The organism is Prauserella oleivorans (assembly GCF_042685745.1).
Classification (GTDB): Bacteria; Actinomycetota; Actinomycetes; order Mycobacteriales; family Pseudonocardiaceae; genus Prauserella_A; species Prauserella_A oleivorans.
In genome coordinates this window covers 3,882,432-3,905,298 of the sequence record NZ_JBHUNT010000001.1, presented here as the reverse complement: position 1 = coordinate 3,905,298, position 22,867 = coordinate 3,882,432, and the positions used below count along the sequence as shown (strand labels likewise).

Here is a 22,867-nt window from a genome sequence, read left to right as displayed (position 1 = left end):
CCGCCCGGGAGGGCTAGTTGCCCATGCACCACTCGCCGTCCTGCTTCGAGGCAGGCATTCCGGGGAGTTCCTGGGACTGTCCGGCCGCGGAGACCGCGATGTAGATCTTGGCGGTGTCGCCGGTGATCTCCGGCTCCCTGCCCATCGTGAACTGCGCCTGCGGCGGGAGCTCGTCGAATGCCGAGGCGTTGACGGTGCCGGGGCTGCACGAGATGTCCTCGGCGAGGGCGGCGTCGCGGTTGTTGAACACGTCGACGACCTGCTGGGCCAGTGCCTGCACCGCGGCTGCGTCGTCGCCGGAGCCGGAGTCGTCGGCCGACTCCGACGACTCCGCCGGCTCGGACGAACTCGGCGCGGACGGTTGTCCGCTTTCCTGGCCGGCCGTGGGGGAGGCGTCGCTGGTGCCGCCCGCAGCCTGCGTGTCCTCCTCGTCCCCGCCGGAGAGCAGCAGGATGAGCGCCACCACACCGCCGATCACGGCCACCGCCGCGATCGACAGGCCGACGATCAGTCCGGTCTTCTTCTTGGGCGGCTCGCCGCCCGGGCCAGCGGGACCGCCGGAGAAGCCACCGCCCGGAGGGGGGCCGTAAGGCCCGGGTTGGCCGAATTGTTGCGTTCCGCCCTGGCCCGTGTAACCACCGTGTTGCGGATTCGGGCCGCTGGGCGGAAACGGCCCGTTCGGGCCACCCTGCGGGCCCGGCTGACCCGGCTGGCCCCACGCGCCGGGCTGTCCGTACGGGCCCGGCTGGCCCGGTCCGCCGGGCTGTTGCGGCGGGTAGGTCATTGCTTCCCCTTACCTGTTGTGAGCTGCGGAAATCCCCGAACTTCGACCTTGGTGTCCGGCTGATCGTATCGGGGCGGGGGCGGGCGTCTCCGGACTCTCGGAAACCTGGCCGATTTGTCCGGTTCGACAGTGGTCACTCTCCGCGTGCGGATGCCGCCGAACGGTGGAAAACGGGCTATGAGGCCAACTTTGGAGTCGGGTCGGGCAGCAGCGGGTAGCCGTGCACATCCGCGCGACGCGCCGATCCTGTAACGCGGCAAGGGCTTTTCATGTCGGTGATCGCCGGTACCGTGGAAGCAAATGCATTCCGAGGAGGTGCCGAAATGCAACACGACCTTCCCGGAGGTCGGCACGAGGAGGCCGACTCTTCAGAAACGAGTGGAGCTGGAACGGCGGGGAACCCGACCAGCGAACAGGTGCGACAGATTCGCTTCCTCGAGGAGGAAGTCGCCTTGCTTCGCCGGAAGCTCACGGATTCCCCGAGGCAGAACCGAGTCCTCGAGCAGAGGCTCGCCGAGGCGACGGAGCGCGTGAGTCAGCTCACGGAGCGGAACAACAAGCTGGTCGAGACGCTGCGTGAGGCGCGAAGCCAGCTCCTGGCGCTTCGGGAAGAAGTCGACCGGCTGGCGCAGCCGCCCAGCGGGTACGGCGTCTTCGTGGAGGCATACGAGGACAACACGGTGGACGTCTACACCGCGGGCAGGCGGATGCGGGTCGCCGTATCGCCTGCGGTGGAGATCGAGTCGTTGGAGCGTGGCCAGAGCGTGCGCCTCAACGAGGCGCTCACCGTCGTCGAGGCGGGTGGCTTCGAGCGCACCGGCGAGGTGTGTGCGCTGCGTGAAGTCCTGCTGCCCGAGACCGAGGGCGGCAGTGCGCGTGCCCTCGTGGTGGGTCACGCCGACGAGGAGCGGGTGGTCTGGCTGGCCGACCCGCTGGCCGAGCAGACGCTCAAGTCGGGTGACTCCCTGCTCGTCGACTCCAAGGCGGGCTACGCCTACGAGCGCGTGCCCAAGGCCGAGGTCGAGGACCTGGTGCTCGAAGAGGTTCCCGACGTCCGGTACGAGGACATCGGCGGGCTGTACCGGCAGATCGAGCAGATCCGCGACGCCGTGGAGCTGCCGTTCCTGCACTCCGACCTCTACCTCGAGTACCAGCTGCGGCCGCCGAAGGGCGTGCTGCTCTACGGGCCGCCCGGATGCGGGAAGACGCTCATCGCCAAGGCGGTGGCCAACTCGCTCGCGAAGAAGGTGGCGGGCGACGCGGCGGACGCCAAGTCCTACTTCCTCAACATCAAGGGTCCGGAGCTGCTCAACAAGTTCGTCGGGGAGACCGAGCGGCACATCCGCATGATCTTCCAGCGGGCTCGCGAGAAGGCCTCGGACGGTACGCCGGTCATCGTCTTCTTCGACGAGATGGAGTCGATCTTCCGGACGCGTGGCAGCGGTGTGTCGTCGGACGTGGAGACGACGATCGTGCCGCAGCTGCTGTCGGAGATCGACGGTGTCGAGGGTCTCGAGAACGTCATCGTGATCGGCGCGTCCAACCGCGAGGACATGATCGACCCGGCGATCCTGCGGCCAGGCAGGCTCGACGTGAAGATCAAGATCGAGCGGCCCGACGCCGAGGGTGCGAAGGACATCTTCTCGAAGTACCTCACGGCGGATCTGCCGATCCACGCCGATGATCTCCGGGAGTTCGGCGGCGACCGGCAGGCCACCATCGACGCGATGATCCAGCACACCGTCGAGCGGATGTACGAGGAGACCGACGAGAACCGGTTCCTGGAGGTCACCTACGCCAACGGGGACAAGGAGGTGCTCTACTTCCGCGACTTCAACTCGGGCGCCATGATCCAGAACATCGTGGACCGGGCGAAGAAGTCGGCGATCAAGTCGGTGCTGGAGACCAAGCAGCCCGGTCTGCGCGTGCAGCACCTGCTGGACGCGATCGTGGACGAGTTCGCGGAGAACGAGGACCTGCCCAACACGACGAATCCGGACGACTGGGCTCGGATCTCCGGCAAGAAGGGCGAGCGGATCGTCTACATCCGCACGCTCGTCACCGGCAAGAACCAGGATTCCGGCCGCGTCATCGACACGGCGACCAACACCGGCCAGTACCTCTAGCCCCAGGCCGCCGCGTCCCACGAGGGCGCTCCGGTCGCACAGCGCGATCGGGGCGCCCTCGTGTGCGTTTGCGCCCCTTGGCGAGCGTATAACGTCCTATACGCTGTGGCCATGGACGACGAACTGCGAGAGAGTCGACCACGGGCGCCGATCACGGCCGCGGACGTGCTTGCCTGGCTGGAGGACACCGCCGCGGCGGTGCGGGCGGGCGAGGTCGAGGCCGACGAGCTCATCGAGCTGCTGGGGGAGTTGAGGCAGGCGTCGACGGCCTGCGCGAACGCCTCCGACTGGGCGTTGCTGGCCGCCAGGGAAGCGGGGGCGAGCTTGCGACAGATCGCGCCGGTGTTCGGCAAGGGGTACGTCCGGGCGCCGGCGGCGCGGCTGGAGAAGCTGCATCGGGAGGTTCTCTCGGCCGATCAGTTCCTCGAGCTGATGCGCCGGCGCCTGCGTGGTGTATAACGACCTATACGGCGCGGGATTGTCGACCCCACCCGATCCCACAGCCCCCGCTACCGTTCATCCCATGGACAACATCGCACGGACGGCCGTGGGTCTTGCCGCGCTGGGCAGGCCTGCCTACCTCAACCTCGGCCGTACGGACGAGCTCCCGGCCGACCGCACTGTCGACGCGATGCGTGCGGCCACCGAGGCCGTGCTGGACCGTGCCTACGCGGCGGGCGTGCGCCGGGTCGACGCGGCTCGTTCGTACGGGCGCGCCGAGGAGTTCCTCGCCGGCTGGCTGGCCGACCGTGGGCACACCGACGTCGTGGTGTCGAGCAAGTGGGGTTACGCCTACGTGGGCGACTGGCGTCTGGACGCGCCCGTCCACGAGGTCAAGGAACACTCCCTGACACAGTTCCGCAGGCAGTGGCAGGAGACCCGGGATCTGCTCGGCGACGTGCTGTCGCTGTACCAGGTGCACTCGCTGACGGCCGACAGTCCGCTGTTCGACGACCAGGCGCTGCTGGAGGAGCTCGCCGCACTGGCCGCCGAGGGCGTCCGCGTCGGCTTCTCGACGTCCGGGCCCGCGCAGGCCGACACGATCCGGCGAGCGCTCTCGCTGACGGTCGCCGGATCCCCGGTTTTCACGGCGGTGCAGTCGACGTGGAACGTGCTGGAGCCCTCGGCCGGTCTCGCCCTGGCGGAAGCCCACGACGCCGGCGTGCTCGTCCAGCTCAAGGAGACCCTCGCCAACGGGCGGCTCGCCGTGGAGCCGCCCGAGGCTGTCCACCGAACGGCCGAGACGCGCGGGGTGTCATCCGACGCGGTGGCGCTCGCCGCCGCGTATGCCCAGCCGTGGGCGGACGTCGTGCTGCTGGGGCCGGCGGGAGCCGCCCAGCTCGAGGCCAACCTCGCCGCCGCCACGGTGGAGCTCACCGACGAGGAGCTGGAGACGCTGGCCGAGCTGCGAGAGCCTCCCGCCGACTACTGGGCCCACCGATCATCGCTCGACTGGCGTTGACTAGGGTCGTGCGCTGTTCGCGGGCCGGCCGGAAGGGGACGAGGGTAGGTGCGACGCGCACGGATCGCGGTGGCGTTGGCGGTACTGGCGGCTTCGGCGGCGGGGTGTGCCGACCGCCCCAACGACCTCGACACCTACTACGACGACACACCGGCCGCCGAACCGCCCTCGCCCGAACCGCGGGCGTCGTCCGCCGCCCCCGCCTCGGAGCCGACCGGACTCGTCGAGGCCGTGCGCGCGGCGGAGTTCACCGACGAGGACGTCGCCGCGGAGGGCGTCCGGCCGGCGTCGTCGCCTGCCGCGCCGGCCGGCTGCCTGGCCCGCGTGCCGCTGGCGATGGTCGGCTCGGCGCACGTCGAGCACCACTGGCAGTACCCGACGGGCTCCACGCTGCACCAGCTGGTGACGACGTATCCCGACCGCCGGGCTGCCGATGTGCTCCGCGCGCGGACGCAGTGCGCGGGTGACGAGCTCGACGTGCCCGGTGTCTCCGACCAGGATGGCGTCGACGCCCACGGCGCGTGGTGCGCCCGGGGTACGTGCACCGTCCTGCTGGCTGCGGGTCCGGTGCTCTCGGGGGTGCAGGTCGACGCCGCGGACAGCACGCGGGCCGCGGCGGCGATCCGGCGGCTGGCCCCGGTCGCCGCCGCGAAGCTCGGTTGACGGTCACCCGTAGCGGCGGAACCACTCCAGGACGTTGAGGCGGCCGTCGGGCACCAGGGGGCTCGCCGGATCCTCCGCCCACGCCCGTAGCCGCTCCAGCGACATCCACTCGCCGCCGACGACCTCCTCGGGCTGGTGGGTGATCGGGCCGCCCCAGCGGACCTCGTAGGCGAAGTTGTGGCAGCGCACGGGTGGTTGCTCGAAGGTCAACCGGAACAACGGGACGGGGGACACGCCGCGGATGCCCAGTTCCTCGGCCAGTTCTCGCTCGGCGCACCGGGCGGGAGTTTCACCCGCGGCCACCACGCCGCCCGCCCAGCAGTCGAACGCGGACGGGAACACGTCCTTGCCGGCCGACCGCTGGTGGACGTACACGCTGCCGCCGTCGCCGGAGCGCACCAGGACCACACCGGCGGCGTGCCAGAGGCCGTTCGCGCGCATCACGGCGCGGGTTTCGGCCCCCACGACCTGTGCTTGTTCGTCGTAGATCGCAACAAGCTCGTCACCGCCCACCGGGTGATCGTGCCACGAAGCCCCGTAGGCTGGTGTCATGCGGCGGATCATGGGAACCGAGGTGGAGTACGGGATCGCGGTCCCGGGAGACGCCACCGCCAACCCGGTGCTGACCTCCACTCAAGTCGTGCTGGCCTACGCGGCGGCGGCGGACATCCCGCGTGCGCGGCGCGCGCGCTGGGACTACGAGGTGGAGTCGCCGTTGCGGGACGCGCGTGGCTTCGACCTGGCCGGGCCGGGCCAGCAGGGTCACGACAGTGATGTCGAGGACCTGGGCGCGGCCAACGTCATCCTCACCAACGGGGCACGGCTCTACGTCGACCACGCCCACCCCGAGTACTCCGCTCCCGAGGTCACCAACCCGCGCGACGCCGTGATCTGGGACAAGGCCGGCGAGCGCGTGATGGAGCAGGCGGCGATCCGGGCGGCGACCGTGCCGGGTCAGCCTCACCTGCAGCTGTACAAGAACAACGTCGACGGCAAGGGCGCGAGCTACGGCACCCACGAGAACTACCTGATGGCGCGGTCGACGCCGTTCACCGCGGTGATCGCGGGGCTGACTCCGTTCTTCGTGTCCCGGCAGGTCATCACCGGCTCGGGTCGCGTGGGCATCGGGCCGCAGGGCGAGGAGCCCGGGTTCCAGCTGTCGCAGCGTGCCGACTACATCGAGGTCGAGGTCGGCCTGGAGACCACGCTCAAGCGCGGCATCATCAACACCCGCGACGAGCCGCACGCCGACGCCGACAAGTACCGCAGGCTGCACGTCATCATCGGTGACGCGAACCTGGCCGAGTACTCGACCTACCTCAAGCTCGGCACCACCGCGCTCGTGCTCGACATGATCGAGGCGGGCGTGCGGTTCGACGACCTCAAGCTCGACGAGCCGGTGCGTGCGGTGCACCAGATCAGCCACGATCCGACGTTGAAGACGAAGGTCGAGCTGGCGAACGGCCGCAAGTACACGGGTCTCGACCTGCAGTTCGCCTACCACGAGATGGCGGCGGAGCACCTCGAGCGCGAGGGGGCCGACGAGCAGTCCAAGGAGGTCCTGCGGGTCTGGGGCGAAGTGCTGGACGCGCTGGCCCGGGATCCGGAGGAGTGCGCGGACCGGCTGGACTGGCCCGCCAAGCTCCGCCTGCTCGAGGCGTACCGCTCGCGCGACCAGCTCGGCTGGGCCGCGCCGCGCCTGCACCTGGTGGATCTGCAGTACTCGGACGTGCGGCTGGACAAGGGGCTGTACAACCGGCTGGTGACGCGTGGGTCGATGAAGCGCCTGGTCAGCGAGGACGAGGTGCAGGCGGCCATCACGACGCCGCCGTCCGACACGCGGGCCTACTTCCGGGGCCGGACGCTGGAGAAGTACGCCACCTCGATCGCCGCCGCGTCGTGGGATTCGGTGATCTTCGACGTCGGCAAGGAGTCGTTGGTGCGGATCCCGACGCTGGAGCCGCTGCGGGGCACGAAGGCGCACGTCGGCGAGCTGCTGGACCGGGCGGCGACCGCGGAGGAACTGGTCGACGCGCTGACCGGTTCGGAGTAGGTGAAGATCACCGGTACATCAACGAAAGCCCCGAATCGGGGCGGCTCTGGGTAGGCTAGACACAACGGCCACACCGGGAGGCGAGTATGGCTCAGGAGAAGATCGAAAAGCACGGCGGCGGGGATTCCGACGAGGAAGTCGAGGGTGGTGCCCCCGCGGGTCAGGAGCGCCGGGAGAAGCTCGGCGAGGATGTCGACACGATTCTCGACGAGATCGACGACGTGCTCGAGGAGAACGCCGAGGACTTCGTGCGGGCGTACGTGCAGAAGGGCGGCGAGTAAGGCGCCGACGGCATCGTCGCCTAAGCTTCCTGATCACATTTCGGTACTGCCCCCTTCGTCGATGGGAACTACGAGCACGCATGGAACAGATTCCGCGCACCTCGGGCTTCGCGCTGCCCTCCGCATACCTGTCGTCGACGACGTCGTCCTTCACCGACTTTCTCCGCGCCCAGGCGCCGGACCTGTTGCCGAGCAAGCGTCCCGAGGGGTCGTTCGCGCCCGGCAGCGCGCTGGAGCCGCCCCACGGCACGACCATCGTGGCGTCCACGTTCAACGGTGGCGTGCTGATCGCCGGTGACCGTCGCGCGACCAGCGGCAACATGATCGCCACGCGCGATCTGGAGAAGGTCTACATCACCGACGCGTACTCGGCCGTGGGTATCGCCGGTACTGCCGGCATCGCGCTCGAGCTCGTGCGGCTCTACACGGTCGAGCTGGCCCACTACGAGAAGATCGAGGGCGTCTCGCTGTCGCTGGACGGCAAGACGAACAAGCTGGCCACCATGGTGAAGTCGAACCTCGACGTGGCGATGGCGGGCCTGGCGGTGCTGCCGCTGTTCGTCGGCTACGACATCGAGTCCAACGACCCGAAGCGCGCGGGCCGGATCGTGTCGTACGACGTGACGGGCGGCCGGTACGAGGAGAACGCGGGCTACCACGCGATCGGCTCCGGGTCGGTGTTCGCGAAGTCGGCGCTGAAGAAGCTCTACGATCCCGACGCCGACCAGGACACCGCTGTGCGCGCGGCGATCGAGTCGCTCTACGACGCCGCCGACGACGACACCGCGACCGGTGGTCCGGATGTGGTGCGCAAGATCTACCCGACGGTCGTGACGATCACCGCGGAGCACGGCGCCGTGAAGTTGCCGAGCGAGGAGACCTCGGCCATCGCGGAATCCGTCGTGCAGGCCCGCGCGGAGCGGCCCAGCCGGTACCAGAGCTGATCCCGCCGGGTCCCGACCACCCGGCATCCCGACGAGCAGAGCATTTCGACGAGCAGAGCGGAGCCAACGCCAGTGACGATGCCGCTGTACGCCTCACCCGAGCAGTTGATGCGCGAGCGTTCCGAGCTCGCGCGCAAGGGTATTGCGCGGGGCCGGAGCGTGGTGGTGCTGAAGTACCGGGGTGGAGTGCTGTTCGTGGCGGAGAACCCGTCGCCCACCTTGCACAAGGTCTCCGAGATCTACGACCGGATCGGCTTCGCGGCGGTGGGCCGGTACAGCGAGTTCGAGAGCCTGCGCCGTGGCGGCATCCGGCACGTGGACCTGCAGGGTTACCAGTACGACCGGCGGGACGTCAGCGCCCGGGCGCTGGCGAACGTCTACGCGCAGACGCTGAGCACGATCTTCACCGAACAGTTGAAGCCGTTCGAGGTGGAGATCTGTGTCGCGCAGGTCGGGGACACCGCCGACGAGGACGAGCTGTACCGGCTCACCTACGACGGGTCGATCTTCGACGAGCCGCGGTTCGTGGTGATGGGCGGGCAGACCGACGCGATCAGCACCAAGCTCAAGGAGACGTTCGAGCACGACATGGACCTCGGCTCGGCGTTGAAGGTCGCGGCCGAGGCGTTCCGCTCGCCCAACAGCTCGGGCAACGGCAACGGGGACGGCGAGCCGAGCAAGCTCGAGGTCGCCGTGTTGGAGCGGGAGCGGCCGGGCCGCAAGTTCCGCCGGATCACCGGTGCCGCGCTGGACGCCCTGCTGCCGAGCCGTACCGCGGAGTCGTCCGAGTCGGGTGACGGTGCGGCCAAGCCGGACGAGTCGTCGAACGGCTCCGACGGCGGCGCCCAGTAGCTCGGCGTCAGAGCCGGTAGATCGTCAGGGCGCTCGGCCGGGACCGGAATCGGAACGTCCGGCCGAGCGGTCCGACTTCTCCGTCGGTGGCGACTCGGCGGTGGCCGTCGAGCAGTTCCACGTCGAGCGCGGGCACGTCGTGTTGCCGGTACACGTGGCTGGCGTGCAGTGTCTTCGTAATCGCGGCGAGGACGAACCGGGCGCGCGAGTACGGCACGTCGGCACGCAGGTAGCGGACGTCGAGCAGGCCGGTGTCGAGTTGCGGCCTGCGGTTGGGCCAGAACCCCTTCGGGGCGTACGTGCCGTTGCCCACGAACACCATCCACACGAGCGCGGAGTGCCCGTTGAGGCGCACCGGTAGCGGGCGGGCGCGGCGCAGGACGCGGATCATGGCCACGACAGCGGAGGGCCACTTGGGGTGGCGTTGCTGGATTTTCTCGCGGAGCCGCACCATTTCCGGGTAGCCGCCGAGGCTGGCGGTGTTGACGAACCACCGGTGGTGGGTGCCGGCGCCGCCCTCGATCTTGACCTCGCCGAGGTCGATGCCGACGGCCGCGCCTTGTTCGGTGGCCGCGTCGGCGTCGGGCATGGAGCGCACGCCGACGTCGCGGGCGAAGTGGTTGAGGGTGCCCGCGGGGATGAGGGCGAGGGGCAGGCCGGTGTCGGCGGCGACGGATGCGACGGCGGCGACGGTGCCGTCCCCGCCCGCGACGCCGAGTGCGCGGACCTGGCCGTCGCGGCGGGCGATCTCGGTGGTCAGCTGGGTGCGGATGTCGATGCCGCGGTCGGGGTAGAGGATGGTGGCCTTCGGCCAGGCGAAGCGGACCTCCTCGGTGGGGTCGTCGCCGGGGTCGCCGGATCCGGGGTTGACGAGGGCGAGCATGTCTTGGCCGTCGATCATCACGGGCGCCTCGGCCCGGTGTGCGGTGCGGCCGGGGCGCTCGTCGCGGATCGGCCACCAGTGGCGCGTGCCGAGTGCCGCGGCGACGCCGATGAGAGCGCCGACGCCGATGTCGGTGGGCCAGTGGACGCCGGTGTGGACGCGGGAGTAGGCGACCGCCGCGCCCAGGGGCAGGAGCGCGAGCCCCGCCGTGGGCGATTCCATTGTGACAGCCGTCACAAAGGCGGCGGCGGAGGCTGAGTGGCCCGACGGGAATGAGGACGAGGTCGGCCGCTTGACGAGCCTGCGGTGTTCGGGGACGAGCTCGGCGGCGGGCCGGCGCCGGGGAAACAGTTCCTTGGCGACGAGGTTGGCGCTCGCGCTGGCTGCGGCGATGGCGGCGATCCCGCGGAGCGCACCACGGCGTGCCGGGCCTTTTCTGGTGGCCAGGGCCGCGGCGACGGCCCACCAGAGGTGGCCTTTGTTCGCCGAGCGGGACAGCATGCGGAGGGCGGCGTCCGCGGGGCTGTGGGGCAGCGCGGCGCTGCGCGCCATCAGATGCCGGTCCGGGAGCCCTACCCGGCGCAGGGGGCGGGGGAGGTGGGGAGCCATGGTGTCCCAAGGTACCGACACTGTTTCGCGGCCCGATTCCATCACCGCTACCGGCCGCCGAGCGCATACCCTTGAAGGATGCAGCGGCGGATCTTTGGGATCGAAACCGAGTTCGGGGTCACCTGCACCTTCCACGGGCAGCGCAGGCTCTCCCCCGACGAAGTGGCGCGCTACTTGTTCCGGCGAGTGGTGTCGTGGGGCCGGTCCTCGAACGTGTTCCTGTCCAACGGTTCCCGGCTCTACCTCGACGTCGGCTCGCACCCCGAGTACGCGACGGCCGAGTGTGACGACCTCACGCAGCTGGTCACGCACGACAAGGCGGGCGAGCGGATCCTCGAGGACCTGCTGGTCGACGCCGAGCGCAGGCTGGCCGACGAGGGCATCGGTGGCGACATCTTCCTGTTCAAGAACAACACCGACTCGGCGGGCAACTCCTACGGGTGCCACGAGAACTACCTGGTCACGCGGGCGGGCGAGTTCTCCCGGATCGCCGATGTGCTGCTGCCGTTCCTGGTGACCCGTCAGCTGATCTGCGGCGCGGGCAAGGTGCTGCAGACGCCAAGGGGCGCCGTGTACTGCCTGTCGCAACGTGCCGAGCACATCTGGGAGGGCGTGTCGAGCGCGACGACGCGGTCGCGGCCGATCATCAACACCCGTGACGAGCCGCACGCGGACGCGGAGCGGTACCGCAGGCTGCACGTGATCGTGGGCGACTCCAACATGGCGGAGCCGACGACGTTGCTGAAGATCGGCTCGGCGCATCTCGTGCTGGAGATGATCGAGCAGGGCGTGCAGTTCCGGGACTTCAGCCTGGACAACCCCATCCGCGCGATCCGGGAGATCAGTCACGATCTGACCGGGCGGCGTCAGGTGCGGCTGGCCGGTGGCCGGGAGGCGTCGGCGCTGGAGATCCAGCGCGAGTATCACGCGCGGGCGGCCCAGCACGTGGCCACGACGGGTGGGGGGCCGATCGCCCAGCAGGTCGTGGATCTGTGGGGCCGGGCGCTCGACGCGGTGGAGCAGCAGGACTTCTCGAAGATCGACACGGAGATCGACTGGGCCATCAAGCACCGGCTGGTCGAGCGGTACCGGTCGAAGCACAACCTCGACCTGTCCGATCCGCGGGTGGCTCAACTCGACCTGGCCTACCACGACATCCGGCGTGGCCGGGGCGTGTTCGATCTGCTGCAGCGCAAGGGCCTGGTGCGCAGGGTGACCGACGACGGCGAGATCGAGCTCGCGAAGGACACTCCACCGCAGACCACGCGCGCGAAGCTGCGCGGCGACTTCATCGCCGCCGCGCAGCAGGCGGGCCGTGACTTCACCGTCGACTGGGTGCACCTGAAGCTGAACGACCAGGCGCAGCGCACGGTCCTGTGCAAGGATCCGTTCCGGTCGGTCGACGAGCGGGTCGAGCGGCTGATCAATTCGTTGTAGCGGTCACAGGGTGGCGTGCTCGCGGGGTGCGGGCGCCGGGGTCTCGGTGACGCCGAAGCGGGTGTGGAATCGGCGTAGCGGCGCCGGTGCCCACCAGGCCCGGTCGCCGAGCAGCCGCATGGTGGCGGGCACGATCAGGCCGCGGATGAGTGTGGCGTCGATCAGGATCGCCAGCCCGCTGCCGAGGCCGAACATCTGGATGAAGCTGACTCCGCTGGTGACGAAGGCGAAGAAGCTCACCGCGAGCAGCACGGCGGCCATCGAGACGATCCGCCCGGTGCGGGACAGGCCGGCGATGACGGCGTCGCGCGTGCCGAGGCCGTGGTCGCCGGCCTCGCGGATGCGGCTGAGTACGAACACCTCGTAGTCCATCGACAGCCCGAACGCGATGCAGAACAGCAGCACGAGCATGCTCGTGTCGAGTGGCAGCGGGGTGAAGCCGAGGACGTCGGACAGGACGCCGGTCTGGAACACCAGCACCATCAGGCCGAGCGTGGCCGACAGGCCGAGCCCGTTGAACAGCAGTGCCCGCACGGGTTGCAGGACGCTGCCAGTGAACAGGAACAGCAGCACGAACGTGGTCAGAGCGATGAGCCCGAGCGCGAGTGGCAGCCGGTCGCCGATCGCGTTGGTGCTGTCGAGCAGTACCGCAGTCTCGCCGCCGACCAGCGCGGTGGTGCCGGGGCCAGGGAGTGCCCGGATCTGGTCGACGGCCTCCCGTGCCGCGTCGGAGCGGGGGTCGTCGTCGGTGACGACGGTGTAGCGCTGGCCTTGTGCGGCCGGGTGGACGTCGGCGACTCCGGGCACGCCGGCGATGCGGTCGGTGTAGGCGGCGGCGTCGGCCGGGGACACGGGCCCGGTGGTGACGATCTCGATGGCGCCGCTGTCGTCGGCAGGGAACTGCTCGCGCAGCGTGTCTCCGACGACCCGGCTGGAGGCCGTGGTGGGCAGGACCCGGTCGTCCGGGGTGCCGAACTCGACCCGCAGCAGGGGAGAGGCGGCGATGACCAGCACGAGCACGGCGGGCCCGGCGACGAGCCAGGGGCGCCGGGTGGCCGCTGCGGCGACGCGTCCCCAGAAGGACGACACGGTGCTGGGTGCGCCGGTGCGCCAGGGGAGTCTGCCTGCGTTGACGCGCGTGCCGAGAACGCGGAGCAGCGCGGGCAGCACGAACAGGGCCGCGAGCATGGCGATGAGGACCACGCCGATGCCCGCGTAAGCGAATGAGCGCAGGAAGTACTGCGGGAAGAGCAGCAGTGCGGACAGCGCGATGGCGACGGTGACGGCGCCGAAGGTGATGGTGCGGCCGGCTGTGGCGACGGTGCGCACGACGGCGTCCCGGCTGTTCGCGCCGCCCGCCAGCTCCTCGCGGAACCGGCTGACGATGAGCAGCGCGTAGTCGATGGCGAGGCCGAGGCCGAGACCGGTGGTGAGGTTGATCGCGAACACCGACACGTCGGTGACCGAGCCCAGGATGGACAGTTCGGCGAACGTGCCGAGGATGGCGATGCCGCCGATGGCGAGGGGCAGGAGCGCGGCGACCAGGCTGCCGAACACGAGGACGAGGAGCACCAGGATCACCGGGATGGCGATGGACTCGGCGAGCAGGAGGTCGGAGCTGACCTGGTCGTTGATGTTCTGGCCGACGGCGGCGCCGCCGCCGAGGGTGACGTCGACGGGACCGGTGTCGCGTTCGTAGCGCTCGGCGATCTCTTCGACGGCGGCGCTGTCGGCGGTGTCGTCGGCGAGTTGCGCGACGGCGAGGGCGTGGCGGTGGTCGGTGGAGCGCAGTACGGGTGCGCCGGTCTGGAAGTACGAGGTGACGGCGCCGAGGTCGGAGTCGGCGGCGAGCCGGCCGGTCAGTTCGGCACCCGCGGCGCGGGCGGCCGCGTCGTCGACGGTGCCCTCGGGCGCGGTGACGAGGAAGACGAGGTCGGCGGAGCCGCCGTAGCGGGAGTCGATGAGGTCGGCGGCCTGGCTGGATTCCGCGGCGGGGTCGGCGAAGCCCTCGGACTGGAGCTTGCCGAACGCCGTGAAGCCGAGCGCGCCTGCGCCGACGAGGAGGACGAGGGTGACGGCGAGGACTCCGCGGGCGTGGTCCGCGGAGAACCGCCCGATGCGAGCGAACATGGCTGTCTCCGAATCGGAAGCGGACGAGCATGTTGACGGATGTAAACTTGATGGCCGTCAACTTGCCACCGATGTGCACAGGTGTCAACATCAAGCTGTGAGCTCCTCAGGTCCTGTTCGAACCTCGTATCACCACGGCGATCTCCGTAATGCCCTGGTCGAGGCCGCCGCCGACCTCGCGCGCACGGGCGGCCCCCAGGCGGTGACGATCAGGGCCGCCGCGCGGCAGGTCGGTGTCACACCGACCGCGGCCTACCGGCACTTCGCCGGTCACCAGGAACTGCTCCACGCCGCCAAGGAGGAGGCCCTGCGGCGCATGGCTCAGTCGATGCGGGCCGAGTTGAGCAAACGCCCGGAGCCGGACGATCCCGTGGTAGCCGCACTCGGCAGGCTCGCCGCCATCGGTCGCGGCTACGTCGCCTTCGCCACCTCCCAGCCGGGCCTGTTCAGCACCTGCGCCGAGGGCAATGCCTTGTCCGAGCCGGGCGAGATGTCGGACGCCGCGCCGTTCCAGCTGCTCGTCGACGTGCTCGACGACCTCGTCAAGGTTGGTTACCTGCCGCCGGAACGGCGCCCGCTGGCCGAGTTCGCGGCCTGGTCGCTCGTGCACGGCATGGCCATGCTCTTCGTCGACGGGCCGCTGCGCGAGGCGGGTGACGAACTGCTGCAGGAGTCCCTCGCGCGGGCCATGGTCGTCTTCGCCGAGGGGCTGGGTGGCGACCGGCTGCCCGCGGATCTGCACGCGATGGTCACCGAGGCCGCCCGCCCCTGATCGGGTCCCCGCAACGACGTGTCGGCCGGACCTGCTGAGCATGCCCGCCCCTGCGAGCTAGGGTGGTCAGGGTGTCCACCGCACGCGCCGAGCGCCTGGTCAACCTGGTGCTCGCCCTGCTCTCCACTCGGCAGTACCTGACGGCCGAGCGGATCCGCGGGATCGTGCCCGGGTACGCCGACGCGGCCACCGACGAGGCGTTCTCGCGCATGTTCGAGCGCGACAAGACCGAGCTGCGGGAACTGGGCATTCCCTTGGAGACCGGACGCAACTCCGTGTTCGATCCCGTCGAGGGCTACCGCATCGCACGACGCGACTACGAGCTCGGCGACATCGACCTCGCACCCGACGAGGCGACGGCCGTGGCGCTGGCGGCGCGGCTGTGGGACTCCCCGGAATTGACCGGCCAGGCCCACCGGGCCCTGGTGAAGCTGCGCGCAGCGGGGGTCGAGGTCGACGAACACGCGCCCGCCGTCGTGGAACCGCGCGTGCACACCGAGCCGGCCTTCGCGCCCTTGCTCGCCGCCGTGCAGCAGGGCCAGGTGGTGCGCTTCGACTACCGGCGCTCCGACTCGCCCGAACGGCGCGAGCGCACACTCGAACCGTGGGGTGTGGTGTCGTGGCGGGCGCGCTGGTACGTCGTCGGCCATGACCGGGACCGCGACGCGCCCCGGTGCTTCCGGCTCTCTCGCATCACCGGCGACGTGCGGACGGTGAGCGGGCCCGGCGTGGTGCGCAGGCCACCGGAGGTCAACCTGCTGGAGTTCGTCGCCGGAACGTCCGGCGGCCACGACCAGGCTCCCGCCGCGACCGCACGGTTGTGGCTGGCCGACGGCTGCGCGGCGGGCATCCGGCGGCACGCCCGGCTCGTCGGGAGGATGACCGTGGACGGCACCGACGGCGACGTGGCGGAGGTCGACCTGTACTTCCCCGAGCGAGCCGCCGACTGGATCGCAGGCCACGGCCCCGACGTCCTGGTGCTGGAGCCGGACGTGCTGGCGAAGTCGGTCCGCGACCGGCTCGAACGTCTCGCGCAGTCGGAGGCCGCCCGGTGATCGACAGTCGCGCGGCCCCGACCGTACGGGCCGGCCGGGTGCGGAGGGAGCAGCCATGAGCGGGTCGAGCGAACGACTGCCGCGGCTGCTCGCACTCGTGCCCTACCTGCTCGCCCGGCCCGGAATCAGAATCGAGCAGGCCGCGCAGGACTTCGACGTGACCCCGCGGCAGCTGCGCAAGGACCTTGAGCTGCTGTGGATGTGCGGGCTGCCCGGGTACGGGCCCGGCGACCTCATCGACCTCTCCTTCGACGGCGACACCGTCTCGGTCACCTACGACGCCGGCATGCGCAGGCCACTGCGGCTCACCGGTGCCGAGGCCAGCGCGCTGGTGATCGCGTTGCGCGCGCTCGGCGAGACACCGGGTGTCGTGGACACCGACGCGGTGCAGCGGGCGATCGCGAAGATCGAGGCCGCGGCCGGAGAGGCCGAGCCCGCCGGGGTCGTGGTGGGGATGGGCGTCCGCGAACGGGAGGCGACCGCCCGCACACGCGAGCTCGTCCGCGAGGCGCTCCAGGCGCGTCGCGCCGTGCGGATGCGGTACTACACCGCCTCCAAGGACCAGATGACCGAACGCACCGTCGACCCGATGCGGCTGCTCATCGTGCAGGCCAACAGCTACCTCGAAGGCTGGTGCCGTCGCGCGGAGGGGGTCCGGCTGTTCCGGCTCGACCGCATCGACGAGCTGGAGATCCTCGACGAGCCCGCGGCGCCACCGCCCGACGCGCAACCGACCGACATCTCCGACGGCGTGTTCTCACCCCGGGACGACTACCCGGAGGCCGAGCTGGTGCTCGAACCCGACGCGCGCTGGGTGGCCGAGTACTACCCGTGCGAGGAGCTGGCCGAGCTCGACGGCGGCAGGCTGCGGGTGCGGATGCGCTACGGCGACGAGTCGTGGATGGTGCGTTTGGTCCTGGGTCTGGGCGGGGGTGCTCAGGTGGCCGAGCCGGCCGAGCTCGCGCAAGCCGTGCGCCACCGGGCCGCCGCCGCGTTGGCGCGGGCGCGTCACCTTCCGATCACCTTCGGCCAGTAGAGTAATCGCGTGTTTTACGTGCTGAGTGTCGTGCTGGTCGCGGCCGGTCTGGTCGTGCTCGGCACTGTGCTGGTGCGGGTGGGCGGCGCGGTGAACCGCTACCAGCGCGCGGTGAGCACAGTGCGAGCGGACGCGCGGGACCACCTCGGTCTGCTGCGCGCGCGGTCGGCCGCACTCGGCGTTGCCGTCGGAGAACGACGGCTCCACACTGGCCCGAACGCGACGTCCGAGCCAGTACGATCGGCTGTGAACGAGTAGGAGGCCACCATGAATGCGCTGCAGCCGTGGCACTTGATCATCCTGGTCCTGGTCGTGGTTCTGCTGTTCGGTGCGAAGCGGCTTCCGGATGCCGCACGCTCGATCGGCAAATCCATGAAGATCTTCAAGGCCGAGACCAAGGACATGCGGGAGTCCGGCGAGTCCGGTGACTCCGCCTCGACGGCCGCCAACGCCGACACCCGGCAAATCGCGTCCGCTCCCGCCACGGCCGACGTGCAGGAGAAGGACCAGCAGCTCGCCGACCTCCAGCGGCAGCTCGACGAGCTGAAGAAGCAGCAGAGCCCGGCCGACCAGGCGCAGAAGCACGCGGGCTGACCTGATCGACTGACGAGAACGGACGCTCTCTCGTGGCGGAGTCCTCCGGAAAAGGCGAAGGCCGCCAGAGCAAGCGGCGGATGCGGAGCCGTCGGTACAACCCCGACGGCACGATGACGCTCATCGAGCACATCTACGAATTCCGCCGGCGCCTCGGCTACGCGCTGATCGCCCTGATCGCGGGCGGTATCCTCGGTTTCCTGTGGTTCGGCAACAAGGTGGGGCCGATCCCGTCGCTGGGTGACATCGTCACCGGGCCGTACTGTGCGATCCCTCCTCAGCAGCGGTTCCCCCGCGAAGGCCCGTGCCAGCTGCTGCAGACGGTGCCGTTCGAGGCCTTCATGATCCAGTTGAAGGTCGGCCTCACCGCGGGCGCCGTGCTGTTCTCGCCGGTGTGGCTGTACCAGCTCTGGGCGTTCGTCGCGCCCGGGCTGTACTCCAAGGAACGCAAGTACGCCCTGACGTTCGTCGGGATCGCGTCCGTGCTGTTCGCCGGCGGCGCGGTGCTGGCGTACCTGATGGTGCCGCACGCCCTGGAGATCCTCACGACCTTTGGCGGTGGCGAGTTCGCGACCTGGTTCACCGGTGACAAGTACATCTCGTTCGTGCTGTCGCTGCTGTTGATCTTCGGCGTGAGCTTCGAGCTGCCGCTGCTGATCGTGATGCTGAACCGCGTCGGCGTGGTGCGATACCAACAGCTGAAGAAGTGGCGGCGGGGCATCATCTTCCTGCTGTTCGTGTTCGCCGCGTTCGTGACACCGGCCGACCCGTTTTCCATGATCGCGCTCGCCGGTGCGCTCACCTTGCTGTTCGAGTTTGCGCTCCAGCTGACCCGCCTGCACGATCGCAAGCTCGACAAGCAGCGCGGAACCGAGGGCTGGGACCAGCTGGCCGACGACGAGCCCGCACCGTTCGAGTACACACCGAGCACCATCGACGACGAGCCGCCCGCCAAGCCGAGCGCCACGGCCGGCACGGACGACATCACGTAACGATGGGTCTGCACGCGGCCCTCGCCGTGCATCCCGATTCCGGCATGGGGGCGGCCGCCCGCATCGCGGGCACCGTCGCCCACCGGCTCCGGCGGCACGTCGACCGGCTCGACCTGCTGGCCGCGAACACCGTCGAGCACTACCGGGCATTGCTGGCCGAATCACGGGCGGCCGGCCTGGACGTCCTGGTGGTGGTGGGCGGCGACGGCGCCGCCCACCAGGCCGTCCAGTTCTGCGCGGGCACCGACATCGCACTCGGCGTGGTACCCGCGGGCACCGGCAACGATCTCGCCCGAGCCCTCGGCATGCCCGCCGACCCGCTGACCGCCGTGGACGCCGTCGTCGCGGGCCTGCGGCAGGGCCGCACCCACCGCATCGACCTCGGGCGCGCGGGCGACACCTGGTTCAGCACCGTGTTGTGCGCCGGATTCGACGCCGCCGTGAACGAACGCGCCAACCGGTGGCGGTATCCGCGCGGCCCCCGCCGCTACGATCTCGCGATCCTCGCCGAGCTCGCGTCGTTCCGGTCCCGGGAGGTGTGCATCCGGACCGAGGCCGGAGTCCACGAGCTGCGGGCCACGCTCGTGGCGGTCGGCAACACCGCCTGGTACGGCGGCGGTGTGCCGATCTGCCCGGACGCCCGGCCCGACGACGGCGTCTTCGACGTCACGGTGGTCGGCCAGGCGACTCGCCGGGAACTGATCCGCATGCTGCCCAGCTTGCGCAGCGGCCGGCACCTCGACCATCCCGCGGTGACCACGCTGAGGGCGCGTGAGGTCAGCCTGTCCGGTATCGGCTGGCCCGCCTACGCCGACGGCGAGCCCCTGGGCACACTGCCCGTGTCGGTCAACTGCGTGCCCCGGGCACTCGCTGTTCTCGGCTGAGCGCGGTCCACCGCAGGCGCTCCCGCTCCGCCTTCGGCAGCCCCGCGACCACGAGGTCGTAGGAGTCCTCGATCATGTCCGTCACCAGTCGATCGGGCACCGAGCCGTCGAGCTCCACCGTGTTCCAATGCCGCTTGTTGAGGTGGTAGCCGGCGGTGATGACCGGGTAACTGGTGCGCAGGTGCACGGCCAGCTCCGGATCGCACTTCAGACTCACCCGCAACGGGACACCGGCCAGGCTGCTGAGCGCGAAGATCTTGCCGGAGACCTTGAACACGCTGGTCGACTCGTCGAACGGGAACTCCTCCCGCGCGCCGGGCAGGGCCAGACAGGTCGCCTTGAGCTGCTCGGGTGTCATGCGGGCAGACTACGGCGACCCACCGACGCCGGACCGCATGCGAGCCTGACCCGAGATGTGAAACCCTGACGCCGTGGACTCATCCACCTCTCCCAGCCCGGCCGAGGCCTACGCCGCAGCCCGGCGGCGCGGCAGGTACCCGCAGCTCGCCCGGTTCGCCGCCGAGGCGTCCTTCGAGTTCGACGACTTCCAGCTCCGCGGATGCGAGGCGCTGGAGGACGGACACGGCGTGCTCGTGTGCGCGCCCACGGGCGCGGGCAAAACCGTCGTCGGCGAGTTCGCGGTGCACCTCGCGCTGGCCGAAGGCCGCAAGTGCTTCTACACCACGCCCATCAAGGCGCTGTCGAACCAGAAGTACACCGACCTCACCGAGCGCTACGGCACGGGCACGGTCGGCCTGCTCACGGGTGACACCGCCATCAACGGCAACGCCCAGATCGTCGTCATGACCACCGAGGTCCTGCGCAACATGCTCTACGCCGGCTCGGACACCATCGACGAACTCGGCTACGTCGTCATGGACGAGATCCACTACCTCGCCGACCGGTTCCGCGGTGCGGTGTGGGAAGAGGTCATCCTCCACCTGCCCGAGTACGTCCGGGTGGTGGGGCTGTCGGCCACGGTGAGCAACGCCGAGGAATTCGGTGAATGGCTCGTGGCCGTGCGCGGCGACACCACCGTCGTCGTCGACGAGCACCGCCCGGTGCCGCTGTGGCAGCACATGATGGTCGGTAACCGGCTCATGGACCTCTTCGTCGGCGAGGAGCACCAGGACGAGCCCCGCATCAACCCGCAGCTGTTGCGCCGCGTCGAGGACGTGGCGCGCATGCACGCCCCGGCAGGGCTGCGCGGACCGCGTGGCCGGCGGGGTCCGCGGGACCGGCCGCGCATGCCCCGGTTCCGGCCGCCGTCGCGGGTCGACGTGATCGACCGCCTCGACCGGGCGGGCCTGCTGCCCGCGATCGTGTTCATCTTCTCCCGCGCGGGCTGCGACGCCGCCGTCGGTCAGTGCCTGCACTCGGGTGTGCGGCTCAACTCGCCCGAGGAGGTCGCCGAGGTCCGCCGCATCGTGGACGAGCGCACCGCCGACCTGCCGGACGCCGACCTCGGCGTGCTCGGCTACTGGGAGTGGCGCGAGGGGCTCGAGCACGGCATCGCCGCCCACCACGCCGGCCTGCTGCCCGCGTTCAAGGAGACCGTCGAGGAGCTGTTCGTCCGCGGCCTGGTGAAGGTCGTGTTCGCCACGGAGACACTGGCCCTGGGCATCAACATGCCCGCCCGCACCGTGGTGCTCGAACGGCTCGTCAAGTACAACGGCGAGGCGCACGTCGACCTCACGCCCGGCGAGTACACGCAGCTCACCGGGCGGGCCGGGCGGCGCGGCATCGACGTCGAGGGCCACGCCGTGGTGCTGTGGCAGCCGGGTGTGGATCCGCGGCACGTCGCCGGGCTCGCCTCGACCCGCACCTACCCGCTGAAGTCGTCGTTCCGGCCCGGCTACAACATGGCGATCAACCTGGTCGGCCAGTTCGGCGCCGAGCAGGCCCGGGAGCTGCTCGAACAGTCGTTCGCCCAATTCCAGGCGGACCGCGCGGTGGTCGGCACGGCCAAGCGCATCGAGCGGAACAAGGACGCCCTCCAGGGCTACGCCGACGCGATCAGCGGCGACTTCGACGAGATGCTGTCCTACGTCGAGCTGCGCAAGAAGATCTCCGAGCGGGAGAAGTACCTCGCCAAGCAGAACAGCGCCAACCGGCGGGCGGAGACCTCCCGGTCGCTGGAGAAGCTGCGCAGGGGCGACGTCATCTCGGTGCCGGCGGGCCGCCGCGCCGGGCTGGCCGTGGTGGTCGACCCGGGCCTTGATCCACTGCGGGAACCCCGGCCGGTGGTAGTGACCGAGGACCGTTGGTCGGGGGCCCTGTCCGCGGCCGACTTCCCGTCGCCCGTCGAGCCGCTCGGGCGGGTGCGGCTGCCCCGGCACGTCGAGCTGCGCTCGCCGAAGACCCGCCGGGACATCGCCTCGTCGCTGCGCAATTCCGGGATCACCCGCCCGCCGCGGGAACGCCGTCGCTCGGGGGCGAACGACGACCACGAGCTGGCCGAGCTGCGCCGGGCTCTGCGTGCGCACCCGTGTCACGGGCTCGCCGACCGGGAGTCCAACCTGCGCTGGGTGGAGCGGTACCAGCGTCTCTCCGCCGAGACCGCCCAGCTCGAGCGCAAGGTCGCCGCCACGACGCACTCGCTGGCGCGGGCGTTCGACCGCATCCGCGCGCTGCTCACCGAACGCGGCTACCTCGGGGCCGACGGCGACCAGGTGACCGAGCACGGGATGCTGCTGGCCCGGCTCTACAGCGAGTCCGACCTGCTCGCCGCGGAGTGTCTGCGGCAGCGCGTGTGGAACGGCCTCAGCGCGCCCGAGCTGGCCGCCGTGGTCTCCACGCTGGTGTACGAGGCACGCCGGGACGCGGCCGCCGAGCCGAAACTGCCGTCCGGGGCCGTGCCGAAGGCGTGGCAGGAGACGGTGCGGCTGTGGAGCGACCTCGTCGAGGACGAACGGCGGCACCGGCTCGATCGCACCCGGGAACCCGACGCCGGATTCGCGTGGCCGGTGTACCGGTGGGCGCGCGGCGAGTCCCTGGAGCGTGTCCTGACCACGGCCGAGGCCAACGGTCAGGAGCTGTCCGCGGGCGACTTCGTCCGGTGGGCGCGGCAGGTGATCGACCTGCTGGACCAGATCAAGGACGTGCTCGGCAAGGACCACCCGGTGGGGGGTGTGGCGGCCAAGGCGGTGCGCTCGCTCCGCCGTGGTGTCGTCGCCGTGGGCGAGGTCTGATCCTGGGCACGTGATCGGCTGTGCCCTTCACGTGTGCGGGAGGCTGCGCTGTGGTTGGATCGCGCACGACGCGTAGACGTATTCGGTGGACTGGCGGAGGCAACACGATGAGCACGCCG

Annotated in this window: 22 protein-coding genes; 17 read left to right on the top strand and 5 right to left on the bottom strand. The window is 70.4% G+C overall.

Annotated features, from left to right (window positions below; all coding sequences use genetic code 11):
- Positions 1-13 precede the first annotated feature (13 nt).
- Entirely contained in the window at positions 14-784 is a 771-nt protein-coding gene (locus ACFSZT_RS19145) for a hypothetical protein (RefSeq protein WP_377390957.1), read from the bottom strand.
- Positions 785-1,107: 323 nt separating this feature from the next.
- Between ACFSZT_RS19145 and arc the strand changes: the two genes are divergently transcribed.
- From arc to ACFSZT_RS19125, 4 genes are all read left to right on the top strand, one after another.
- On the top strand, positions 1,108-2,910 hold the full coding sequence (gene arc / locus ACFSZT_RS19140; RefSeq protein ID WP_377390955.1) for a proteasome ATPase: 1,803 nt from the start codon (positions 1,108-1,110) through the stop codon (positions 2,908-2,910).
- A gap of 111 nt (positions 2,911-3,021) precedes the next feature.
- The gene (locus ACFSZT_RS19135; RefSeq protein ID WP_377390953.1) at positions 3,022-3,369 is read left to right on the top strand and encodes a hypothetical protein; all 348 of its coding nucleotides are present in this window, start codon (positions 3,022-3,024) and stop codon (positions 3,367-3,369) included.
- Between the two features lie 64 nt (positions 3,370-3,433).
- A complete protein-coding gene (locus ACFSZT_RS19130; protein WP_377390951.1) occupies positions 3,434-4,372 on the top strand; it encodes an aldo/keto reductase in 939 nt (312 codons plus the stop codon).
- 48 nt (positions 4,373-4,420) lie between these two features.
- Positions 4,421-5,035, top strand: coding sequence for a hypothetical protein (locus ACFSZT_RS19125; protein WP_377390949.1), 615 nt, complete (start codon positions 4,421-4,423; stop codon positions 5,033-5,035).
- Between the two features lie 3 nt (positions 5,036-5,038).
- Here the strand turns inward: ACFSZT_RS19125 and ACFSZT_RS19120 are convergent, their stop codons facing one another.
- A complete protein-coding gene (locus ACFSZT_RS19120) occupies positions 5,039-5,587 on the bottom strand; it encodes an NUDIX domain-containing protein (protein ID WP_377390947.1) in 549 nt (182 codons plus the stop codon).
- Here ACFSZT_RS19120 and dop point away from each other — a divergent pair.
- From dop to prcA, 4 genes are all read left to right on the top strand, one after another.
- A complete protein-coding gene (gene dop, locus ACFSZT_RS19115; RefSeq protein ID WP_377390945.1) occupies positions 5,586-7,088 on the top strand; it encodes a depupylase/deamidase Dop in 1,503 nt (500 codons plus the stop codon). The two genes, ACFSZT_RS19120 and dop, sit on opposite strands and share 2 nt — an antisense overlap.
- 86 nt (positions 7,089-7,174) lie before the next feature.
- Complete coding sequence (locus ACFSZT_RS19110; protein WP_377390943.1) at positions 7,175-7,369, top strand: ubiquitin-like protein Pup; 195 nt, start codon at positions 7,175-7,177, stop codon at positions 7,367-7,369.
- Between the two features lie 80 nt (positions 7,370-7,449).
- Complete coding sequence (prcB, locus tag ACFSZT_RS19105; protein ID WP_377390941.1) at positions 7,450-8,313, top strand: proteasome subunit beta; 864 nt, start codon at positions 7,450-7,452, stop codon at positions 8,311-8,313.
- Positions 8,314-8,385: 72 nt separating this feature from the next.
- Positions 8,386-9,165, top strand: a complete 780-nt coding sequence (gene prcA / locus ACFSZT_RS19100) for a proteasome subunit alpha (protein WP_377390939.1) — start codon at positions 8,386-8,388, stop codon at positions 9,163-9,165.
- A gap of 7 nt (positions 9,166-9,172) precedes the next feature.
- On the opposite strand, the gene ACFSZT_RS19095 is transcribed toward prcA, so the two are convergent.
- Complete coding sequence (locus ACFSZT_RS19095) at positions 9,173-10,657, bottom strand: bifunctional phosphatase PAP2/diacylglycerol kinase family protein (RefSeq protein ID WP_377390937.1); 1,485 nt, start codon at positions 10,655-10,657, stop codon at positions 9,173-9,175.
- Positions 10,658-10,735: 78 nt separating this feature from the next.
- On the opposite strand from ACFSZT_RS19095, the gene pafA reads away from it, so the two are divergent.
- Positions 10,736-12,094: a Pup--protein ligase gene (gene pafA, locus ACFSZT_RS19090; protein ID WP_377390935.1), complete on the top strand. Its 1,359-nt coding sequence runs from the start codon at positions 10,736-10,738 to the stop codon at positions 12,092-12,094.
- A gap of 3 nt (positions 12,095-12,097) precedes the next feature.
- Here pafA and ACFSZT_RS19085 read toward each other — a convergent pair whose 3' ends face one another.
- Positions 12,098-14,224 carry an MMPL family transporter gene (locus ACFSZT_RS19085; protein ID WP_377390933.1) on the bottom strand — a complete coding sequence of 709 codons (2,127 nt, stop codon included), beginning with the start codon at positions 14,222-14,224 and terminating at the stop codon, positions 12,098-12,100.
- A 97-nt stretch (positions 14,225-14,321) separates the two neighbouring features.
- On the opposite strand from ACFSZT_RS19085, the gene ACFSZT_RS19080 reads away from it, so the two are divergent.
- From ACFSZT_RS19080 to ACFSZT_RS19050, 7 genes are all read left to right on the top strand, one after another.
- Positions 14,322-14,996 carry a TetR/AcrR family transcriptional regulator gene (locus tag ACFSZT_RS19080; RefSeq protein WP_377390931.1) on the top strand — a complete coding sequence of 225 codons (675 nt, stop codon included), beginning with the start codon at positions 14,322-14,324 and terminating at the stop codon, positions 14,994-14,996.
- A 71-nt stretch (positions 14,997-15,067) separates the two neighbouring features.
- On the top strand, positions 15,068-16,051 hold the full coding sequence (locus ACFSZT_RS19075) for a helix-turn-helix transcriptional regulator (RefSeq protein WP_377390929.1): 984 nt from the start codon (positions 15,068-15,070) through the stop codon (positions 16,049-16,051).
- Between the two features lie 55 nt (positions 16,052-16,106).
- Complete coding sequence (locus tag ACFSZT_RS19070; RefSeq protein ID WP_377390927.1) at positions 16,107-17,087, top strand: helix-turn-helix transcriptional regulator; 981 nt, start codon at positions 16,107-16,109, stop codon at positions 17,085-17,087.
- A 9-nt stretch (positions 17,088-17,096) separates the two neighbouring features.
- Complete coding sequence (locus ACFSZT_RS19065; RefSeq protein WP_377390925.1) at positions 17,097-17,345, top strand: bacteriophage holin; 249 nt, start codon at positions 17,097-17,099, stop codon at positions 17,343-17,345.
- A gap of 9 nt (positions 17,346-17,354) precedes the next feature.
- Positions 17,355-17,681: a Sec-independent protein translocase subunit TatA gene (gene tatA, locus ACFSZT_RS19060; protein ID WP_377390923.1), complete on the top strand. Its 327-nt coding sequence runs from the start codon at positions 17,355-17,357 to the stop codon at positions 17,679-17,681.
- A gap of 32 nt (positions 17,682-17,713) precedes the next feature.
- Entirely contained in the window at positions 17,714-18,673 is a 960-nt protein-coding gene (gene tatC / locus ACFSZT_RS19055; RefSeq protein ID WP_377390921.1) for a twin-arginine translocase subunit TatC, read from the top strand.
- A gap of 2 nt (positions 18,674-18,675) precedes the next feature.
- Positions 18,676-19,557, top strand: coding sequence for a diacylglycerol/lipid kinase family protein (locus tag ACFSZT_RS19050; protein ID WP_377390919.1), 882 nt, complete (start codon positions 18,676-18,678; stop codon positions 19,555-19,557).
- Here ACFSZT_RS19050 and ACFSZT_RS19045 read toward each other — a convergent pair.
- The gene (locus tag ACFSZT_RS19045; RefSeq protein ID WP_377390917.1) at positions 19,520-19,915 is read right to left on the bottom strand and encodes an MmcQ/YjbR family DNA-binding protein; all 396 of its coding nucleotides are present in this window, start codon (positions 19,913-19,915) and stop codon (positions 19,520-19,522) included. The genes ACFSZT_RS19050 and ACFSZT_RS19045 overlap by 38 nt on opposite strands.
- A 73-nt stretch (positions 19,916-19,988) precedes the next feature.
- Between ACFSZT_RS19045 and ACFSZT_RS19040 the strand changes: the two genes are divergently transcribed.
- Complete coding sequence (locus tag ACFSZT_RS19040) at positions 19,989-22,748, top strand: DEAD/DEAH box helicase (RefSeq protein ID WP_377390915.1); 2,760 nt, start codon at positions 19,989-19,991, stop codon at positions 22,746-22,748.
- Positions 22,749-22,867: the final 119 nt, after the last annotated feature.